This is a genomic window from Mycetocola tolaasinivorans (assembly GCF_003667565.1).
Taxonomy (GTDB): domain Bacteria; phylum Actinomycetota; class Actinomycetes; order Actinomycetales; family Microbacteriaceae; genus Mycetocola; species Mycetocola tolaasinivorans.
Genome location: NZ_RCUX01000015.1, coordinates 15,860 through 34,893, shown reverse-complemented (window position 1 = coordinate 34,893; position 19,034 = coordinate 15,860). Strand labels below are relative to the sequence as shown.

The 19,034-nt window shown below is 67.8% G+C and carries 15 protein-coding genes; 7 read left to right on the top strand and 8 right to left on the bottom strand.

What is annotated here, in order from left to right:
• Positions 1-9: 9 nt before the first annotated feature.
• The 3 genes from D9V32_RS14885 to D9V32_RS16295 form a co-directional block, all read right to left on the bottom strand.
• Positions 10-717 carry a copper resistance CopC family protein gene (locus D9V32_RS14885; protein ID WP_121649704.1) on the bottom strand — a complete coding sequence of 236 codons (708 nt, stop codon included), beginning with the start codon at positions 715-717 and terminating at the stop codon, positions 10-12.
• A 53-nt stretch (positions 718-770) separates the two neighbouring features.
• Complete coding sequence (locus tag D9V32_RS14880) at positions 771-1,493, bottom strand: YcnI family copper-binding membrane protein (protein ID WP_121649703.1); 723 nt, start codon at positions 1,491-1,493, stop codon at positions 771-773.
• Positions 1,494-1,589: 96 nt separating this feature from the next.
• Positions 1,590-2,216: a hypothetical protein gene (locus D9V32_RS16295; RefSeq protein WP_183086345.1), complete on the bottom strand. Its 627-nt coding sequence runs from the start codon at positions 2,214-2,216 to the stop codon at positions 1,590-1,592.
• A 153-nt stretch (positions 2,217-2,369) separates the two neighbouring features.
• Between D9V32_RS16295 and D9V32_RS16290 the strand changes: the two genes are divergently transcribed.
• The 3 genes from D9V32_RS16290 to D9V32_RS14865 all read left to right on the top strand — a co-directional run bounded on the left by D9V32_RS16290 (position 2,370) and on the right by D9V32_RS14865 (position 5,513).
• Complete coding sequence (locus D9V32_RS16290) at positions 2,370-2,945, top strand: ECF transporter S component (RefSeq protein WP_183086344.1); 576 nt, start codon at positions 2,370-2,372, stop codon at positions 2,943-2,945.
• Between the two features lie 79 nt (positions 2,946-3,024).
• Positions 3,025-4,686: an ABC transporter ATP-binding protein gene (locus D9V32_RS14870; RefSeq protein ID WP_342772587.1), complete on the top strand. Its 1,662-nt coding sequence runs from the start codon at positions 3,025-3,027 to the stop codon at positions 4,684-4,686.
• Positions 4,683-5,513: an energy-coupling factor transporter transmembrane component T gene (locus tag D9V32_RS14865; protein ID WP_245982354.1), complete on the top strand. Its 831-nt coding sequence runs from the start codon at positions 4,683-4,685 to the stop codon at positions 5,511-5,513. Before D9V32_RS14870 ends, D9V32_RS14865 begins: the two co-directional genes overlap by 4 nt.
• Here the strand turns inward: D9V32_RS14865 and D9V32_RS14860 are convergent.
• Positions 5,510-6,355, bottom strand: coding sequence for a GIY-YIG nuclease family protein (locus D9V32_RS14860; protein WP_121649701.1), 846 nt, complete (start codon positions 6,353-6,355; stop codon positions 5,510-5,512). The genes D9V32_RS14865 and D9V32_RS14860 overlap by 4 nt on opposite strands.
• Complete coding sequence (locus tag D9V32_RS14855) at positions 6,348-7,514, bottom strand: DNA cytosine methyltransferase (protein WP_245982353.1); 1,167 nt, start codon at positions 7,512-7,514, stop codon at positions 6,348-6,350. The genes D9V32_RS14860 and D9V32_RS14855 overlap by 8 nt, the downstream gene beginning before the upstream one ends.
• A 325-nt stretch (positions 7,515-7,839) precedes the next feature.
• On the opposite strand from D9V32_RS14855, the gene D9V32_RS14850 reads away from it, so the two are divergent.
• Complete coding sequence (locus tag D9V32_RS14850; protein ID WP_121649699.1) at positions 7,840-10,146, top strand: bifunctional metallophosphatase/5'-nucleotidase; 2,307 nt, start codon at positions 7,840-7,842, stop codon at positions 10,144-10,146.
• Positions 10,147-10,203: 57 nt separating this feature from the next.
• Here D9V32_RS14850 and D9V32_RS14845 read toward each other — a convergent pair whose 3' ends face one another.
• Positions 10,204-11,481, bottom strand: a complete 1,278-nt coding sequence (locus D9V32_RS14845) for a peptidoglycan glycosyltransferase FtsW (RefSeq protein ID WP_121649698.1) — start codon at positions 11,479-11,481, stop codon at positions 10,204-10,206.
• 234 nt (positions 11,482-11,715) lie between these two features.
• A complete protein-coding gene (locus D9V32_RS14840; protein WP_121649697.1) occupies positions 11,716-13,932 on the bottom strand; it encodes a DEAD/DEAH box helicase in 2,217 nt (738 codons plus the stop codon).
• A gap of 359 nt (positions 13,933-14,291) precedes the next feature.
• Here D9V32_RS14840 and D9V32_RS14835 point away from each other — a divergent pair, with 359 nt between their 5' ends.
• From D9V32_RS14835 to D9V32_RS14825, 3 genes are all read left to right on the top strand, one after another.
• Complete coding sequence (locus D9V32_RS14835; protein WP_121649696.1) at positions 14,292-14,555, top strand: GlsB/YeaQ/YmgE family stress response membrane protein; 264 nt, start codon at positions 14,292-14,294, stop codon at positions 14,553-14,555.
• Between the two features lie 73 nt (positions 14,556-14,628).
• Positions 14,629-15,201, top strand: a complete 573-nt coding sequence (locus D9V32_RS14830) for an antibiotic biosynthesis monooxygenase (RefSeq protein WP_121649695.1) — start codon at positions 14,629-14,631, stop codon at positions 15,199-15,201.
• A 145-nt stretch (positions 15,202-15,346) separates the two neighbouring features.
• Positions 15,347-16,222: a DedA family protein gene (locus D9V32_RS14825; protein WP_121649694.1), complete on the top strand. Its 876-nt coding sequence runs from the start codon at positions 15,347-15,349 to the stop codon at positions 16,220-16,222.
• Positions 16,223-16,284: 62 nt separating this feature from the next.
• Here D9V32_RS14825 and D9V32_RS14820 read toward each other — a convergent pair whose 3' ends face one another.
• A complete protein-coding gene (locus D9V32_RS14820; RefSeq protein WP_183086343.1) occupies positions 16,285-18,771 on the bottom strand; it encodes an LPXTG cell wall anchor domain-containing protein in 2,487 nt (828 codons plus the stop codon).
• Between the last annotated feature and the right edge of the window lie 263 nt (positions 18,772-19,034).

Sequence of the window (19,034 nt, the reverse complement as noted above, 5' to 3'; positions counted from 1 at the left end):
TCCGCGGTACTACGGGCGCGGGGTCTTCGCCTCGGCTTCAGCCGCACGGGCCACGTCGCTGCGGCGACGCTGCACCAGCAGCAGAACCAGCAGGGCGATCCCGCCAAACAGCACCACGGCGATCGCGATGATGATCCAGCCGAGGTCGTCCATGGTGGCGTTGTGCGGCTTCACGTTTGGCCCCACCTGCTCGCCCGGAGCGGCGCTCTCGCCGGTCGGCGCACTGCTTTCCGGCGCGGGTGCGACGACCGCACCGTCGGTGGGTGCACCGCTGGCGCAGGTCGGGCGATCGGTCTGCCCGGTTCCCACCGGCTGCCCCGCGGCCGGGGCCCAGTCGAACCAGAACTCACCCGAGATCGGGTGACCGTCGGTCGAGACCACCTGCCAGGTCACCTCGTACTTACCGGCCGGGCCGAGGTTTGCCGGCATCGTCAGCGCGGGGCCGTTCACGACACCGCAACCATTGGCATAGTGCTTGCCATCCGGCCCCACGACGATCAGCGTGTTCACACCGATCGGGGTCAGATTGTCATTCGTGGTGACCACGATCTGGCCGGGCTGCTCGGTCACCGTGCTGGTCGGTGCCGGATACTCCGACACCACCGAGTTGTGCGCCTGGGCGGCGGGTGCCGACACCAGGAGCGTCGCGGCAACCACCAGGGTGCCCAGCGCGAGCGCAAGGATGCGACGCGCGCCGTGAGCGGTACGGGTATTCATGAGGGAGCCTCCAGTGCTCGGAGTGAGGGGGAAACGGGCAGACACGATCGCGACTACTTGCGCGCTGCCCGGGCGCGCAGCCCGAGGGTGCCCACGATGATGCCGACCACGCCGAGGGCGAGGCCCGCGATGCCGAGACCGCGTGCCAGAACATCGGGCTCGGCGGCCGCGGCCGTCGTGCCCGCCTCGGGGGTTGCCGAAGCCGCCGTGCCGTGGCCGTCATGACCACCGGTAGTCGCGGCCGCGGTCACGGTGAGGCTCGGTGCGGGGGCCTTCAGGTCCTCCTCATCCTGCCCGGCCGCGGCCACCTCGGACCAGTCGGTCGAGCCGGTCTCGCAGGTCTGCAGGGTCGGGAAGGTCAGGGTCTTGCCGGCCTCGTTCGGCAGCTGAAGCTGCAGCACCAGGGCGTCCCGGAAGCCGTCTGCCAGCGGAGTCTTCGCGGTGTAGGTCACCGACCCGACGCGCTGGGCGAGGGAGTTTCCGTGGGCATCCTTGATCGGGGTGGCCAGGTCAACCATGTCCTTGGTCACGTCCCAGTTCGGGTTGACGGTCGGGGTGACGCCGGTGATCTCCTCGGGAATGGTGATCTTGATCGTCGTGGTCGGGCTACCCTCGCAGCCGTGAGGCACGGAGAAGGTGAGCAGGCTGTACGAACCGGCCGCGGTGTCCGAGGGCTTCACGCTGACGTGCGCGCTCGCGGCCAGCGGAGCGGCCACGGCGAGGAATGCGCCGGCGAGAACGGCACCGGACACGGTAAGGGGGGTCTTGAACTTCATGATGTTGGGGGTACTTTCTGGATCCGTAGGGGCGCGCCGAGGGTTCTCGGGGCACCATGACATACGGGTACCCCGCGGAACGCCCTCAGGGACGAATCAGCGCGATACCCGGGCCGCCAGGGGCGGACCGCGGGTAAAGCGGATTTCCAGATGGTGTGCTCGCAGCGCGGCGAGCGCGGCCGCAACCCGAATCGGGCGAGACCGGATCGGGCGTTCGTCCAGGATGCCGAGCAGGACCCGGACGCGGGCGAGAAGTCGAAGCTCGCGCAGCAGGGAGTGCAGCGCGGCCTCGCCGTGCAGGAGGAACAGCCAGGTGACCACCGCGGCCAGCGCGTGGGCACCCCACATGATTGGCCCCGCGTGCCCGGCATGGGTGAGCGGCTCCAGCAGCGTGATCGACACCGGCCCGCCGTGCACGTGTGCGGCACCCTCTGCGGTGCCCGCGGCGGTCGAAACCGCCGCGGTTCCGCCGGGAAGGAAGGTGAACAGCGCGTGGAACACGGCCTGGGCACCGAGCACCGAGAGCCCGATTCGCAGCGCGGAAAGCCCGCGACCGGCGAGGGCCACACAGAGGAACACGGAGACGATCAGGGCCCCGACCACGGCGGGGATCGAGATATCTACCGATCCGGCGACCCCGTGCGAGAGGGCGGCGAAGAACGTGGCGATGACGGCGGCGGATACTCCGCGCAGCGCGCGCACACGCCTGCTCGTTGCCGCCACACTGGCCTCCCTGACTTCTCCCCCAGAATAGTCGAAGTTTTGCCTCGATTTTGCGCGGGGATTATTGCCTGGATACCGGCCGATTGTGCCGTTGAGGAAGGCTCGACTAAATTGGGAGGTGACCCAGACTTTTTTCCGGCGGGAGCACACCCTATGCATCAGACAAACACCCGTCTTTTGCTCACCTGTGCCGCCATTGGCGTGGGCGGCGGAATCCCGCTCGCCGTGGCCGGATATCTGCACGTTGTGGTCCTTGCCGCGGTCCCGATCATCTATGGCCTGCTGATCTCGGTGTACTTCCTGCCGGGCATCATCAGCCAGTGGCTGCTGCGCCGCCCCGGTGTCGCGCTGCTCACCGGGCTGGTTGCCGGCCTCACCAGCGCCGCGCTCGACCCCACCCAGTACGCCCGCCACATCGGTACCGGCCTCCTCATCGGCGTGCTGCAGGAACTCCCCTTCGTGTTCACCCGGTTCCGGTACTGGCCCGGCTGGCTGTACTACGTGGGCGCACTGTTTGGCGGTGTGAGCCTGGCTGCGATCATGGCGTTCGCCTTCAACATCTCGAAGTTTGATCCGATCTCTCAGGTGATCTTTATCGCCCTGTTTGTGCTCGGCCCGTCACTGTTCACCTGGATGGCGCGCCTGATCGCCGCCCGGATCGAACGTACCGGCGTGGTACGCGGGCTCCAGTTTGCTCGGGATCGACGCGGCGGCGAAGCGGCGGCATAACATCAGTTCCGTCCCACCCCTGGCCCTGTCCGAGGTGAGCATCACCCACGAGGGTGGCGCTCGCCCAGGACCCGATGGTGTGAGCCTCGAACTTCTCCCCGGAGAGGTGCTGCTGATCCTCGGCCCGAGCGGTTCGGGGAAGTCGACGCTCGCGCTGGCCCTCAACGGCCTCATCCCGCACGCGGTTCCGGCCACACTCACCGGCAGCGTGCGCGTGGGTGAGCGCGAAACCGTAGGGGCGTCGGTGGCGACGCTCAGCGAAACCGTGGCAATGGTGTTCCAGGATCCAGACACCCAGATGATCACCGGCTCGGTACTCGACGAGGTGTGCTTCGGCCCGGAAAACCTCGGCCTTCCGGTGGCCGAGGTGCTCGAGCGTGCCGAAACGGCGCTGCGCGAGGTGGATCTCTGGGAGCGCCGCACCGAAAACCCCGATCGGCTCTCGGGTGGCGGGCGTCAGCGCCTCGCGATCGCCTGTGCCCTGGCGATGCGCTCGCCCGTGCTGGTGCTGGATGAACCCACCGCGAACCTCGATCCCGCTGGAATCGAGGAGGTCTACCGGGTGCTCGCCCGCGTGGTTTCCCGCGGTGATCGTTCGGTGGTGCTGATCGAGCACAACCTGGACCCGGCGATGCACCTCGTTGATCGTGTGCTGGTGCTGGACGCCCTCGGCCGCACCGCGTTCCTCGGCGATGCTCACGAGATTCTGCGCACTCATACCGCGGAGCTGCTGGCCCTCGGGGTGTGGCTGCCGGTTTCGCTGATGGCCGCGCTGCGGCTGCGCGAGGCCGGGATCGTGCTCGATCCGCTGCCGCTCACCCCGGATGAACTCACCGCGGGGCTGCGCGCGCACGCGCTTCCCGCCCTGAATAGCGAACCGCGGCAGACAGCGGGCATCTGGGACTCCCCGATCCTGCGGGTGTCGAACCTGACCCTGCGTCGCGGTCGCCGCGAGGTCCTGCGCGATATCAATCTCTCCCTCGACGCCGGCTCCTTCCTCGCGGTGATCGGCACCAACGGGGCCGGCAAGACCACCCTCGTGCAGGCCATCGCGGGCGTCATTCCGCCGCCGCGGGGCACCGTGAGCCTCGCCGGGCTGGACCCGGCGCGCCTGGACGTCCGCACCCTCACCAGCCGGGTCGGTTTTGTCTTCCAAAACCCGGAGAACCAGTTTGTGACCTACACCGTGGCCGATGAGCTGGCCCACGGCCTGCGACTGCGGGGCATCGACGCGGAAATCGTGGACGCCCGGGTAGATGATCTGCTCGGCCGTTTCGCCCTGACCGAGGCACGCGAGCAGCACCCGTTCCTGCTCTCGGGCGGTCAGAAGCGCCGGCTCTCGGTGGGCACGGCGCTGGTGGCCGGTGCCCCGATCCTCGCGCTCGATGAACCCACGTTCGGGCAGGATCGCGCCCGTGCGAATGAACTACTCGGGCTGCTGCACGAACTCAATGCCGGCGGTACCACCATCATCGTCGTCAGCCACGATCTCCAGCTCGTCGCCGACTACGCCACCCACGTGGCGGTGATGCGCGATGGCGAGCTGGTGGGAATGGGCCCACGCGATGAGATCCTCGCCGACGAGGAACTGCTGCTCACCGCCGGGCTGCGCATGCCCCCGCTGATCCGCGCGATGCGTGGTCTCAAGGAGCACCCCACCTGGCGCAGCATCACCCGCCTGGATGAGCTGCCCGGGCATCCGGACGACCTGGTGTCGACGCCGAACGGGGGTGCCGAGTGAGCGGCGTGCGCGGTGCTGGCCTCGACCCGTATCGCGCCGATGTGCAGGGCCCGCTGGCCGCACGCCGCGAGTATCTCTACGGCCTCAACCCGATCTCGAAGATCTTTGGGCCGGCTCCCGCGATGGTGCTGGTACTGGTCTCGACCACGATGTTCACCCCGCTGTGCTTCGTGATCCTGTGCGCGCTGCTGATGCTCACCGGCCTGCGCTGGCAGCGCTCCTCGCTGCTCACCCTGGCGCTCGCCCTGCCCGCATTCATCCTCGTGTTCGGGATCAGCTTCTCGCTGTGGGCCGATCAGCGGCACACCGCGCACACACCGGTGGTGTTTGAGATCGGGTCGTTTGCGCTCACCTCGGGGGCACTGGACATCGGGTTTACCACCGCGCTGCGTCTCGCCGCACTGTTTGGCCTCGCGCTCACCGGCGGCCTGAGCAGCACTGGCCCCGACCTCGTGCGCTCGAGCATTCAGCACCTCAAACTGCCCTATCGAATCGGCTACACCGCGCTGGCCGCGTACCGCTTCGTGCCGCGATTCGGCTATGAGCTTGAAAGCATTCGGCAGGCGCACCGGGTGCGGGGAATGTCTCCCGGTCGCGGACCGATCGCGAGTACGCGACGCAGCATGGGCTACGTGGTTCCGCTACTCACCGGCGCAATCCGGCACGCGGGGCGGGTTTCGCTCGCCATGGATGCCCGCGCGTTTGGCGCACACGACACCCGCACCGAGCGCCACCTGGTGCCGATGCGACGCCGCGACTGGTTCTTCATGATTGGCTTCTGGATCTTCACGGCCGCGGTGCTCGCGATCGCGATCTGGCGCGGCTAGAACAGGCGATACTCGAGGAGGTCGTCGACCTCGTCTGCGTCGGCGGGCTGATCGAACGGCTCAACCCGCTCAGCTCGCTCGGGCAGTTCATACCGCTCGGGCTGCTCAGAACGCACCGAACCCACGAGCTGTTCAACGCTAATCGCCGCCGGATCCGGGGCCGGGGTACCGCTGGCGAACGCGAAGCGTTCGGCGGCCAGAAACGCGAGCCGCACGGCCTGCACTACGAGCACCCGCCGCAGCCCGTCGGATACCTCGCCGCGCTCGTGCGCCACCGCGGCCAGCCGAGATACGGTCTCGGCACGGCGAGCAATGCGAATATCGGCGTGGCCGCGCTCCTCGCGCACCGCATCGGTCACGACCGACCAGCGCAGCGAGGCGGGCAGTGTGACCGTGGGCGAGACCGGCGGAATCTTCTCGTTCAGAATCGCGCGGAACCGCGAGCGCTCGATGGCGTCGAGGTAGGCGGTGTACTCATAGGCATCGAGCAGGCGGCAGGATGTCGAATCGCGCCCGGAAACACCCTCCAGCTCCCACAGGGGCCACACCTCAACCTCGGCCACCTCGAATACGTCGAGGATGCGCATCGCGACGGCGTCGGTGCGCTGGCCGGTGAGGTGGCGACGAATGCGGGTGCGCAGCTTCTCGTTTGTCTGCCCGACGTAGATGGGTTCGCCATCGTAGTCGTAGAAGGCGTACACGCCCCACTGGGCGTCCGTCCAGACCCGCCCGCGGGCATCCCGCTGCGCGAGGAAGCGGGAGAGTTCGTCTCGGAAGCGGCGTACCTCGGGGGCCGCGAGATCACGCTTCGCCGGCTTACCGAGCGCGAACTCCTCAGCCATGCGCGGCCACCGCATCGCGCGGAGCAGTGCGCAGACCCCGAACGACCGGCAGCAGGTAGTGCTCGGAGAGCCAGGCCACAACCGGCGCGGCCACCGCATCACCGAAGGCGAAGAACGCCTGATTGTCTCGGGTACCGGAGAGATCAAAATCGCCGGCCCCCATGAGGCGCGCATACTCGCGCGGGGTCATCCAGCGCACGCGCAGCCCGCCCTCGCCCAGCTGCACCACGGCCTGCTTGGAGGAGCCGCCGCGCGCCGTCCGGAGACACCCGGAAATGTCGTCCGGCCGGACCTCCCACACGGCCTGACCGTGCCGGGTGCGGCGGTAGGCGGTGCGGTGTTTGATACCCGCGGAGGCGCGCATCTCGGTGATGCGGGAGAGCTGCACCGGGGACAGCGAGGCGACAAAGCGCTCGGTGCGCTCGGCATCCCACCAGCGGGGATCGTCGTTCGGCATGGACTCGGCGACCTCGCCGAAGCCCTCCACGAGAATTGCCGGGGCCTCGGGCAGCGCCGCCTGATGGGTGGTCAGTGTCTGGTCGCGGAAGAACCCCTGCAGGTTTTCCGGCCGCAGCTCGGGGTTTGAGCCCGGTACCGACTCGGGCGGATTCTTTGCTCCCACCACAAACAGGCGCGGGCGCGACTGCGGCACAAACCGGCGGGCATCGATCATCAGGATGTCGACCGAGTAGCCGAGGTCGTTGAAGGCGCGAATGGCGGCGGTGAGGTCATCCCCGCCATTTGAGGTGGCGAGACCCACCACGTTTTCGAGCACCACTGTACCGGGGGCATCGTCGCCCAGCTCTTCAAGCAGGCGGATGAAGTGCCAGAAGGCGCCCGACTGCGAGCCGGCGAGGCCCCGGCGGTTGCCCGCCAGCGAGAGATCCGTGCAGGGTGAGGAGGCCCAGGCGAGCGCGGTCCGACGCGGAAGCTCCGCACCGCTCACCGCACCGACATCGCCCACCACGTAGGTGTGCTGACCCGAGACGGCATCCTGCGGAAAGTTCTGCGCGTAGAGGGACCACTTATCGGGCTCGTAGTCGTTTGACCAGGCCACGCGAAAACCGGCCTGTTCGAGCCCGACGCGCGCCAAACCGATACCCGCGAAGAACTCCAGAACGGAGGGCGAGTGGGAATGGATCGGGAGCACGTTGGACACCCTTTCAGGGTAACCCCCGCCACCGTCATTTGGCGCGGGGCGCCCCGGGGCGCCGCGTACACCGATAATCTTCCTCCATGTCCGGGAACCCGGCCGTCGCGGATTCACCGCCCGCCCCGTGGCCGCACGAAGATGAATTCCCGGTATTTCTTGCCGCGTCGCATTCCCCCCGTCCGGGGTAAGTAGATAGATTTGACCCACGGTTAATTCGGGGGGACTACTGCCGGTCATACCCTTCCCCGGGGTGTGACGATGGTCACCGCCACTGGCTGAAACCGTGCGCACACCCGTGCGTACGGCCTCCCGACCTCGTCACAGGAGAACAATGTCGCTACTCCCGCGCCCCCGGCGCACGCTCACGATTGCCGCACTCGCCGGCGTCCTCGTCCTGCCCTTCGCGGCGCTGCCCGCCAGTGCGGAGCCCGCCCCCGATGCAGACACCGCCACCATCAACCTGATGAACATCAACGACTTCCACGGCCGGATCAACGCCTCGAAAAACTCGGCGGGCGATCCCACTGGCACGGTGAACTTCGCCGGCACGGTCGAGTCTCTGCGCGCCCAGTTCGCCACCGACCAGAGCATTCTGCTCTCCGCCGGCGACAACATCGGTGCCAGCGAGTTCGCCTCGGCCACCCAGAAGGACCAGCCCACGATCGAGGTGCTCAACGCCCTGGGGCTCAAGGCCTCGGCTCTCGGCAACCACGAGTTCGATCTCGGCCTTGATGACCTCAAGAATCGCGTCATCGACGGTGGCAACAACGCAGCCTGGGACTACCTCGGTGCCAACGTATACAGGAAGGGCACCACCGAACCAGCCTTCGACGAGTACTCGATCATCCAGGCCGATGGCCTGCGCGTCGCCGTCATCGGCGCCGTGACCGAGGAAACCCCGACCCTGGTCACCCCCTCGGGCGTCGACACCCTGGAGTTTGGCGATCCGGTGGACGCCGTCAACCGCGTGGTCACCCAGCTCAAGGCCGAGAACAAGGCCGACGTCTTCGTCGCCGAGTACCACGAGGGTGCCTCCGCAGGTACGCCGGATGGCGCGAGCCTCGATCAGGAGATCGCCGCGGGCGGTGTCTTCGCAAAGATCGTGACCCAGACCGACCCGGCCGTGGCCGCGATCTTCACCGGTCACACCCACAAGGAATACGCGTGGCAGGCACCGGTGCCCGGCAAGCCCGGCAGCACGCGCCCGATCGTCCAGACCGGTAGCTACGGCGAGCGCATCGGCCAGGTGGTCCTGACCGTCAACCGTGCCACCGGCGCGATCGAGACCGCCACCGCCACGAACGTGGCCCGGGTCAAGACCCCCACCGCCGAGCTGATCGACACCTACCCCGCGGTCAAGACCGTGAACGATATCGTGACCGCGGCCGTGGCCAACGCCGACGAGGTGGGCAGCCGCGTCATCGCACAGGCCGCCGCCCCGATCACCCGCGCGTTCAACGGCCCGGTGGGCGATGATCGCTCCGCCGAGTCCTCCCTCGGCTCGCTGATCGCAAACTCGCTGCTCACCTCGCTGTCCGCGCCCGAGCGTGGCGGTGCCGAGATCGGCATCGTCAACCCAGGCGGCATGCGCGCCGATCTCGCTGCGGGTGACATCACCTACGCCCAGGCGAACGGCGTGCTCCCCTTCCTCAACAACCTCTACACCACCTCCCTCACCGGGGCGCAGGTGAAGAAGGTTCTCGAGGAGCAGTGGCAGCGCGACGCCGCGGGCAACGTTCCCTCGCGGCCGTACCTGCAGCTGAGCCTCAGTGACAACGTGCACTACACCTTCGATGCAAACCGTGCCGAGGGTGACCGCATCACCTCGATCACCGTGGCCGGCGAGCCCATCGACCCCACCCGCGGCTACCGAGTGGGGACCTTCGGCTTCCTGATCACCGGTGGTGACAACTTCCGTGAGTTCCAGAACGGCATCGGCACCCGCGACTCCGGCCTGATCGACCGCGATGCCTGGATCGATTACCTCACCACCGCGGGCACCCTGACCCCGAGCTTCGCCCGTAACGGCGTGCAGGTTTCCGACCTGCCCGCGGATGCCGTCGAGGCCGGGAAGTCCTTCACCGTGACCCTCGGTAGTCTGGATCGCACCTCCACCGGTGCCCCGGTTTCGACCAGCGTCCTGACCGCGCTCGGCACCGACGTGCTGGGCTCGGCCCCGATCACCGCCGCCGGTGGCGAGGTCACCATCACGATTCCCGCGGGCACCACGGCCGGAACCCACACGGTATCGCTCACCTCGCCGGAGTCGAAGACCATCGTTCGATTCCCGGTGCGGGTGACCGAGGCCGCGGTGGTTGTGCCCACCCCCGAGCCCAGCCCGACCGACGGCACCACCGTGCCCACCCCGGAGCCCACCGACGGCACGACCGTGCCCACCCCCGAGCCGAGCGACGGCACCACGGTGCCGAGCGGCGAGCCCTCCACCGGCACCACCGCTCCGACCGCGGATGGCGCGCAGCCGGACGGACTTGCACACACCGGCGCGCAGGTCTCGGCGATCGCCCCGCTGGCGGCGCTGATCCTGCTTCTCGCGGGTGCGGGGATCTTCGTTTCCTCGCGTCGTAAGCGTGCGGCGGCGCAGGCCGCCGATGACGCCCGCTCCGGGCCGCTGAGCTAGCCTCCGGAGCGCGTCTCCACAGACCGCCCGTCACCACTGGGTGACGGGCGGTCTGTGCTATCCGGTTCGGCCCGGTGCGACGCGTGCGGGGTCGCCGGTTTCCTGCGGCCCGGTTCCCTGGTCCTCGGTGAGATCCGTGCCGGGTACTCGTGGGCCACGCTCTCGTGCGTTCTGTCGCTCGACGGACAGCACCGCGCCGATCGCCGCCCCGGCCGAGATCAGGGCCGATCCGCCGGTGGACATCAGTGGGAGGGGCACCCCGAGTACCGGCAGCAGCCCGAGCACCACCGCGATATTGATGAACGCCTGGGTGATGAGCCAGGTGAACACCCCACCCGCCACAACGCGGCCGAAGGTGGTGCGGGCGCGGGCAAGAATGGCTAGGAGCGCCACGGCGAGGATGAGGAACAGGACGAGCACCAGGATTGTGCCGACCAGCCCGAGCTCCTCACCCACCACGGCCAGCAGGTAGTCGTTATCGGCGGCGGGCAGCCAGCCCCACTTCTCGATGGAGTCGCCCAGCCCGAGACCGAAGATGCCACCGTCCGCGAGCGCCCAGGTGCCGTGCAGCGGCTGCCAGCACATGCCGAGGTAGTCGGCGGTGTCGGTGCGGCAGTCCACCTGGAAGAAGTGCAGCAGACGCAGCACGCGGTTGGCCCGCACGGCGGTCATCAGGATCGCGGCCACGATCCCGGCGGCCGCGACGATCCCGATCACCCCCAGGCGCACGTTTGCGAACACCAGCACACCGATCATGACGGTCGCCATCACGAGCACCGTACCGAGGTCTCCACCGATCAGGTTGATGCCCATCGACAGCGCGGCCAGAGGCACCACCGGGATGATCGCGTGTCGCCAGTTTTGGAGCAGCCGCTCCTTCGAGCCGAGTACGCTCGCGGCCCAGATGATGAACGCGAACTTCATGAACTCCGCGGGCTGCACCGACACCGGGCCGAGGTGCAGCCAGTTGCGGTTGCCGCCGGACTCATAGCCGAGCGGGGTGTACACGGCGAGCTGAAGTGCGAGCGCTGCGGCGATTCCGATCCAGGAAAAACGCGCCCAGAATTTTGGGGAAGCCCGGCTCGTGAGGAACATCGCGATGAGCGCGAGTGCGGCCACCCCACCCTGCCGAAGTGCCCCGGCGAACGGGTCACCGGCGTTCTCAGCGTCGCCCGGACGCGACGCGGACTGCACCATGACCACGCCGAAGCCGATCAGGAACAGCACCACCGAGGTCAGCAGTAGCGCACGGTTAGAAATACCCGCGATGCGTGAGCGCAGCGAGATATCGAGGTCCAGCAGCCTGGCCTGAAACCGCGAGGCCCGCCTCACCACGCGCGTACCGACGTGACAGCCACGACACCCGCTACGCGGGCCCGTTTCCAACGCTCACCGAGGTGCATAACGGTCTCTCCCTGTGGAACTGTGATTCAGATTCCAGCGTAAATCGGAGATTTCGACGACATGCCTGCCCCGAGGAGACTCCCAGCGAGGCAAAACCCCGCGCCGCCTGCAGCGCACGCAAAACCGCCCGCCACCGTGAGGTGACGGGCGGTTTTGGTGTGCGAACTACTCGGCGGTCTTGGCCTCGAGCTGGGCGCGGGTCGGGACCCGGCCGGCGATCTCGTCGATAATGTCATCACCGGGGATGGCATCCACGAACTCGGCCGAGATTTCGGCGCGAGACAGGAGCTCCTCCATGCGGCGGCGACGCGAGCGCGGGATCAGGGTGACCACGGTGCCCTCGCGACCGGCACGACCGGTACGGCCGGCACGGTGCGTGTAGGTCTTGTACTCGTCCGGGGCGTCGGCCTGGATGACCAGGTCGATCTCGTCCACGTGGATACCACGGGCGGCCACATCGGTGGCGACCAGGACGTCGACGCGGCCGCTGGTGAGCTGCTGCAGGTTGCGCGTGCGCTTGGCCTGGTTCAGGTCACCGTGCAGGGCGACAGCGTACACGCCGGCATCCTCCAGCTGCTCGGTCAGGCGCTCGGCGTAGGCACGGGTGCGCGAGAAGATCAGGGTCTTACCGTTGCGGGCGGCCAGCTGCTCCAGGATGCGGTCCTTGTCACGGTGCTCGACAACCAGGACGCGGTGGTCGATGGTCGAGGACGCCTGGTCCTCACCGGCGACCTCGTGTACGGCCGGGTTTTCCAGGAACTCGTTGACCAGCGCAGCTACACCCTTGTCCAGGGTTGCCGAGAAGAGCAGCTTCTGGCTGTCATCGGCGGTGTTGCGGATGATCCGCTGCACCGGCTCGAGGAAGCCCAGGTCGCACATGTGGTCGGCCTCATCCAGCACCACAACGCTGACCTCGGAGAGGTCGAGACGACCCTGCTCGATGAGGTCCTCGATGCGGCCGGGGGTACCCACCACGATGTCAACACCGCGCTGCAGCGCACCCACCTGACGGTGCTGCGGAACACCACCGTAAATCTGGGTGGTGAACAGCCCAACGGAGCGGGCGATCGGCTGCACGGTGCGGTCGATCTGCAGGGCCAGCTCACGGGTCGGGGCGAGGATCAGCGCGCGGGGCAGACGACCCGGACGACGGTTCTTTCCGCCACCGTTTTCCATCAGGCGCTCCACCAGGGGCGCACCAAAGGCGATGGTCTTGCCGGAACCGGTGCGGCCACGGCCGAGGACATCGCGGCCCTCGAGCACAACCGGGATGGTGGCGGCCTGGATCGGGAACGGTGCGGCGGCACCGAGCTCGGCCAGAGCGTTGACGATGTTGCCACCGAGACCCAGGTCACCGAAGGTCTTACCCTCGACGTCCTCGGCCTGGATCGCCTGAGCCTCGAGGCGCTCCAGTACGACGTCATCCTGCGGCTGGTAGCCACCGCGGCGCGGGCCACGATCGCCGTGCGAGGGACGCTCGGGGCGGTCGCCACGCTCGAAGCGTGCGGGACGGTCATCGCGGTTGAAGCGTGCGGGACGCTCGTCACGGTCAAAGCGAGCCGGGCGACCATCACGGTCGCCACGACCGGCGGCCGGACGCTCGTCACGGTCAAAGCGACGGGGTGCGCGGTCATCGCGATCGAAACGTGCGGGACGCTCGTCACGGTTGAAACGAGGTGCGCGCTCGTCGCGGTCGAAGCGTGCCGGGCGACCATCACGGTCGCCACGACCGGCCGCCGGACGCTCGTCACGGTCAAAGCGGCGGGGTGCGCGGTCATCGCGATCGAAGCGTGCGGGACGCTCGTCGCGGTTGAAACGAGGTGCGCGGTCGTCACGATCGAAGCGAGCCGGGCGACCATCACGGTCGCCCCTACCGGCGGCCGGACGCTCGTCACGGTTGAAACGGGGTGCGCGGTCATCGCGATCGAAACGACGCGGAGCGCGCTCGTCGCGGTCGAAGCGAGCCGGGCGACCATCGCGGTCGCCCCTACCGGCGGCCGGACGCTCGTCACGGTTGAAACGGGGTGCGCGGTCATCACGATCGAAGCGTGCGGGACGCTCGTCACGGTCAAAACGACGAGGTGCGCGGTCATCGCGGTCGAAGCGAGCCGGGCGACCGTCACGGTCTCCACGGCCGGCGGCCGGACGCTCGTCACGGTTAAAGCGGGGAGCCCGGTCGTCGCGAGCACCCGAGCGGGCGGCGCGGTCGTCGGCGTCCCAGCGGTTCTTCTGGCGCGGAGCGTCCTCTACCTCGGGGCGGAAGCCACGGTGGCCGGGGCTTCGGCTGCCAGCCTTCGGGCCGCCCTTTGCGGGGCGCTTGCCGTAGCTGGGATCGTAGTTCTTAGCGGGGCGCTTACCGCCCACATTGTTCTTTTTAGGCATAACAAAATTTCCGGGTATTTCAGGCATGAAACAGCGAAGGGCCGCGCTCAGCGGCGCTCTCTCCCCCGGACATCAGTGGGCCGGGGCCGTTCACAACATGTGAATATGCACACGAGATCCGTGTGCAAAACCGGCCCACCAGACTGACAAGTTGCTTTTCGCGGTACCCACCGCGATGTCTAGAGCCGACCTGAGTACATTACTCCAGTTTTGCGTAGATGTCACGTGGATCGCCGCCGCTCACCCGGGATTCCCCCGGATTCTTGCCGATTGCTGGACCATTTAGATGACGAGCGTTAGCCTATGTTCACGCTGTTGCGATCACGCGTTGCAGCAAAACAGAAAACAGGAGGTTCATCATGGGTTTCTTCGCTTTTCTCATCCTCGGCCTGATCGCGGGAGCGATCGCCAAGGCAATCCTGCCCGGAAAGCAGAACGGCGGCTGGTTCGCCACCCTCATCCTCGGAGTCGTCGGCGCCGTCGTGGGCGGGTGGATCGGCTCGCTGCTCTTCAACGCCAAGATCGAAAGCTTCTGGAACCTGGGGAGCTGGGCGCTCGCGATCGTGGGATCCATCGTGGTCCTGCTGATTTACGGCGCGATTACCGGCCGTAAGAAGGCCTAACGCCACGCATCCCCGGGGGCACACCCCCGGGGATGTGATGTGCCGGAAACAAACATGCCTCACACTGGGAGGTATGGGACACAATGCCATTACGGTCTCCATTGAGCGCACGGTCGATCCCGCGCGACTCTCCGAGGCCACCGTCTGGATTCAGGCGGGAATCAATCTTGCAAACAAATATCCGGGTTTTCTCGGCTCCGGCTGGGTACGATCGGGCAGCAGCGAAACCAGCTGGCACATGCTCTATCGCTTCGCCGACGCCAAAACCCTCGACGCCTGGGAGAACTCCCCCGAACGCCGCTGGTGGCTCGGGACGGGCAGCGAGTTCGCCCAGGAGACCCGCACCGAGCGGCGCACCGGGATCGAGGGATGGTTCGACACCCCGATCGACGCGACCGAGGCGGCCCAGCCGGCGATCGTTCCGCCGCGCTGGAAGCAGGCCACCAGCATCTGGCTGGGTTTCTTCCCACTCAACCTCCTGTTTACGCTGATCGCCACCTACTTCATCCCCGGCTGGAACGAGTGGGATGTCTGGCTTCGCGTGCTCGTCAGCACCCTCGTGCTCACTCCGATCATGGCCTACTGGGGTCTGCCCACCGTCACGCGCTGGCTGCGCCCCTGGCTGCAGCGTCCGCCACGAACGTAGCGGTATCCACCCCTGAGTGACGTCGGGGTCGGGTCATCCTGTGGAGTGACCGAACATCATCCGCCCAGGGCTGTGCTGGGGCGGGAGCGCCAAATATCGTTGGATAGTGGGCCCCCGCCCTCCCACCCCGAGCGAATGGTGTGTCATGGAGTTTTTGACCGATGCGATCCTGACCATGGCGACGTCCCCGTGGATCTATCTGATCGTCCTGACGATGGTCCTGATTGACGGGTTCTTCCCACCGGTCCCCGGTGAGGCCGTACTCGTGGGAGCGACCGCCATCGCGATCAGCGCGGGTTCGCCGAACGTCTGGTTGCTCCTCGTGGCCGGCGCGATCGGTGCCGCCATCGGAGACAATATCGCGTTCCGGATCGGGCGCGCGGTGGGTGTGGAACGCTACGCCTGGATGCGCAAGCCACGGGTGGTGAGCGCCCTCGACTTTGCCCGCCGCGGGCTCGAGAAGCGCGGAACGCTGCTCGTGCTGGGCGGCCGCTACATCCCGGTCGGCCGGATCGCGATCAACATGACCGCCGGTGCCACCGGTTTCCCGCCGCGCCGCTTCGCGCTGCTGAGTCTGGCCGCCGGATTCCTGTGGTCGATCCACGCGATCCTGATCGGTGCCCTCGCCGGGCATCTCACCCAGGGCAATCCGCTGATCGGTGCGGTACTCGGCATTGTCTTCGCCATCCTGCTGGGCGTCATCATCGATACCGTGGGGCGGATCCGCCGAGCCGTCATCGCCCGTCGTGCTCGCCGTGCCGGTGTCGCGGTGCCCGCCCGGGCGGCCACCGCCGCGGCGATTCGCGACCGCGAAATTGATGCGCTGAGCACCCTGGCCACCGAGGCGGCAAGCGGTGTGGGCACCGACGGTGCGGCACCCACACCCACCCACAACACCGTCCAAAACGACTCCGATAACTCGGCCCGCACCTCACCCGATGTCGCCAGGCCGGGGCCGCGCACACCGCGCATCTCTCGCCGCGATACCGGCGACTTCTCCGCCATTCGCGGAACCGTCTAGTCGGTGGCACGACAACGGCGGTCCGGAACGTACGTTCCGGACCGCCGTTGTTTTTTGTTGGGCTAGCCCTGCGTCGCGCGGCGGCGGAGAACCGAACCGCCGATCAGCAGGAGTCCCAGCAGGATCATCGCGCCCAGGATGGGCAGCTTCGGCGCGCTGTCGGCACCCGTACTGGGCAGGTGTCCGCCGGCATCTGGGCCGTCCGAGGTGATGACCGGAGCACCCTCAGTGGCCGATGCGCTGGGCTCACCCGACCCCGAGGTTCCTCCGGGAGCCGGCGTCGACGGGCTCGTGGTGCCCGCCGTCGGTTTCGGGGACTCGGGAGTGCCCTCGATGTCCGTGGGGCTCGGCGACGGCGAACCCGGTACCTCGGTTGTCTCACTCGGGCTCGGCGACGGCGAACCCGGTACCTCGGTTGTCTCACTCGGGCTCGGCGACGGCGAACCCGACACCTCGGTCGTCACACTCGGGCTCGGCGAGGGTAAACCCGGAACCCCATCCGTCACACTCGGCGACGGCGAAGTCGGAACCCCCTCCGTCTCACTCGGTGTCGGGAACGGCGAGGACGGAGCCTCGGTCGTCTCACTCGGACTCGGCGACGGCGAGGAAGGAGCCTCGGTCGTCTCACTCGGACTCGGCGACGGCGAGGACGGAGCCTCGGTCGTCTCACTCGGAGTGGGTGAGGACGTCCCGCCCTCACCCGGCACATCCGCGCACTCGGGCAGCTCGAACTCCTGCACGTATACAGCGCGGTTGCTGGAGGGATCCTTCGTCCAGCCGGCGGTGAGGTCCCCGATGAACCCGTATCCCGGCTCGCCGGTGGCGATAATGGTGAGGCGCTGTACACCGTCCACAACGGTTGGAGCGCCGTCGGTCAGGCGCACGCCCACGAGGTCCTCGGACACGAAGTACTCGAGCCAGCCCGCAGCGTACGTTCCGTCACCCTGGCAGACCGGGGCGTGCGCCACAGGCACCGGCAGCGCGCCGATGGCGGTGATACAGGTGGGGTTGTCAAAGACCACCGTGTGGGTGGCACTGCGTGCGTCGTCGCTCAACACCCACCCGGTGGGGAGGGTCGCGGGGAACTCGAAACCGTCAAGGAGGGTCGCGGTCGCTACCACGGTTCCGCCGTTCAGCGGGGATCCGGTCTGTGCGATGGTCGCCCCGCGGAAGCCCTCGGGCGTGACCAGCGTGTAGGTCGGGATGGTCGGCTGGCCCGGGGCCACACAGGTCGCCTGGCTCACCGTCGGCAGGGGCAGGGTGGAGACCTGCTCGATGCACGAGCGGCTGGCGGCAAACGTGTGGGTGAAAACGGCGGTGCGCTCACCGGTGAGGGTCCAGTTCGCGGGGAACGGAGCGGGCGGGAGCGCACCCTCGTCGAGGGTGGCAGTGACCGTCACGGTGTTCCCCGGGCCGACCGTGCCGCTCGAGGCATAGGTCACACCGTCACCGTTGGCGGGCAGGGTGAGCGTGGGCTGTACCGGAACACCGGGCGCTGAGCAGTCAAACTCGATGATCGTGGGGGCGGTCAGGGTGACGCGTCCATCGGCACCGGCGGCGAAGTCCTGGGTCACGCTGAGCTTTGCCTCGTGGCTAAACTCACCGCCGGGGAACGGGGTTCCCGTGCTCGTGTAGGTCGCGGTGTTTTCGAAGGTGAGTCGCCCCTGCTCACTCAGCGGCTGGGTCGACTTCGCGAAGAAGGTCACGACGGGAACCAGACCGTCGGGGACGTTGTCGAAGGTCGCGGTAATCGCCCCCTCCGCGCACCCGGCGTCTCGAAGCTGCGCCGGCACGCCCGAGGGCGAGGTGTCTCGGTTGAAGTACGCGGCGGAATACGGCATCGCACAGTCGATCGCCCAGGGCGCTCCGTTTTCAGTGCCGTTCGGCTGGGCGGTATCGCGCAGGGTGATGCTCTGGAACGGACCGGGCCCACCGATCAGCACGTACTGAACCCGCGGTTCATCGCGGGTCGGGCCTCCGTCGAAGGTTTCCCAGCCCACCTTGGTGGGTGCACTCACATCGGAGATACCCGGTTCAAAGGTCTTCTCCACAAGAATGTCGCGCTGAATCGGGACGCCTCCGCGCACACCGAACAGGAGGGTCTTGGCTCCGGCCTCGATGGTCTTGTCGGCGAACTTCAGCCCCCACTTCGCGAACCCCGAAATCCCCGAGAGACCGGCGACCTCGCCGGTAAATGTGAAGGTTGCGATGGGCCCCGCCGGGGCCTGCGCGGGGGCGATGGCCACGTTCAGCATGACGCGCTGGGAATTGGGCATGAAGACCTGGTACGAGCTGCGCAGGGAAACCAGGCGCGGGTCGAGGTCCACCACGAAGGTGTCACCCGGATCCGCGCGGGCAGCGGAGAAGTGAATCTCCAGGTTGAACGCGGCGTCTCCCGTGGGAATCGATGTGGGGAATTTCACATCGGTCACGGCCCCCGGGAGATTTCTTGCCTGTGCGGGCTGAGCGGCCCCCAGCGTAATGCTCAGGCCGCTGGCCACGAGGGCTGCGGCGGCGAGTGCGGCAATGCGGCGTTTCCACGCACGCACGGCGGTGTGAGGGCGCGACGAAGGCGGCGCGCCAGTGAGTCTGGCCATAAGGGAAGGCTCCGAAAGGAATGGCCGCCCCCGGACCTCTCGGTCGCGGGGGCGGCGAAGGGTACGACCCCCGAACAGTGGTCGCGCTTCACATTCTGGTGGCCACGCCCACGCCTGTATGCCCCCCGAACACGGTATTTACGCGCCCCGTTCGGGGGCCATGCGTGCGAAAATGACTCGGCCTCGCGGATACAGCTCAGCCCCGAGTCACGCGC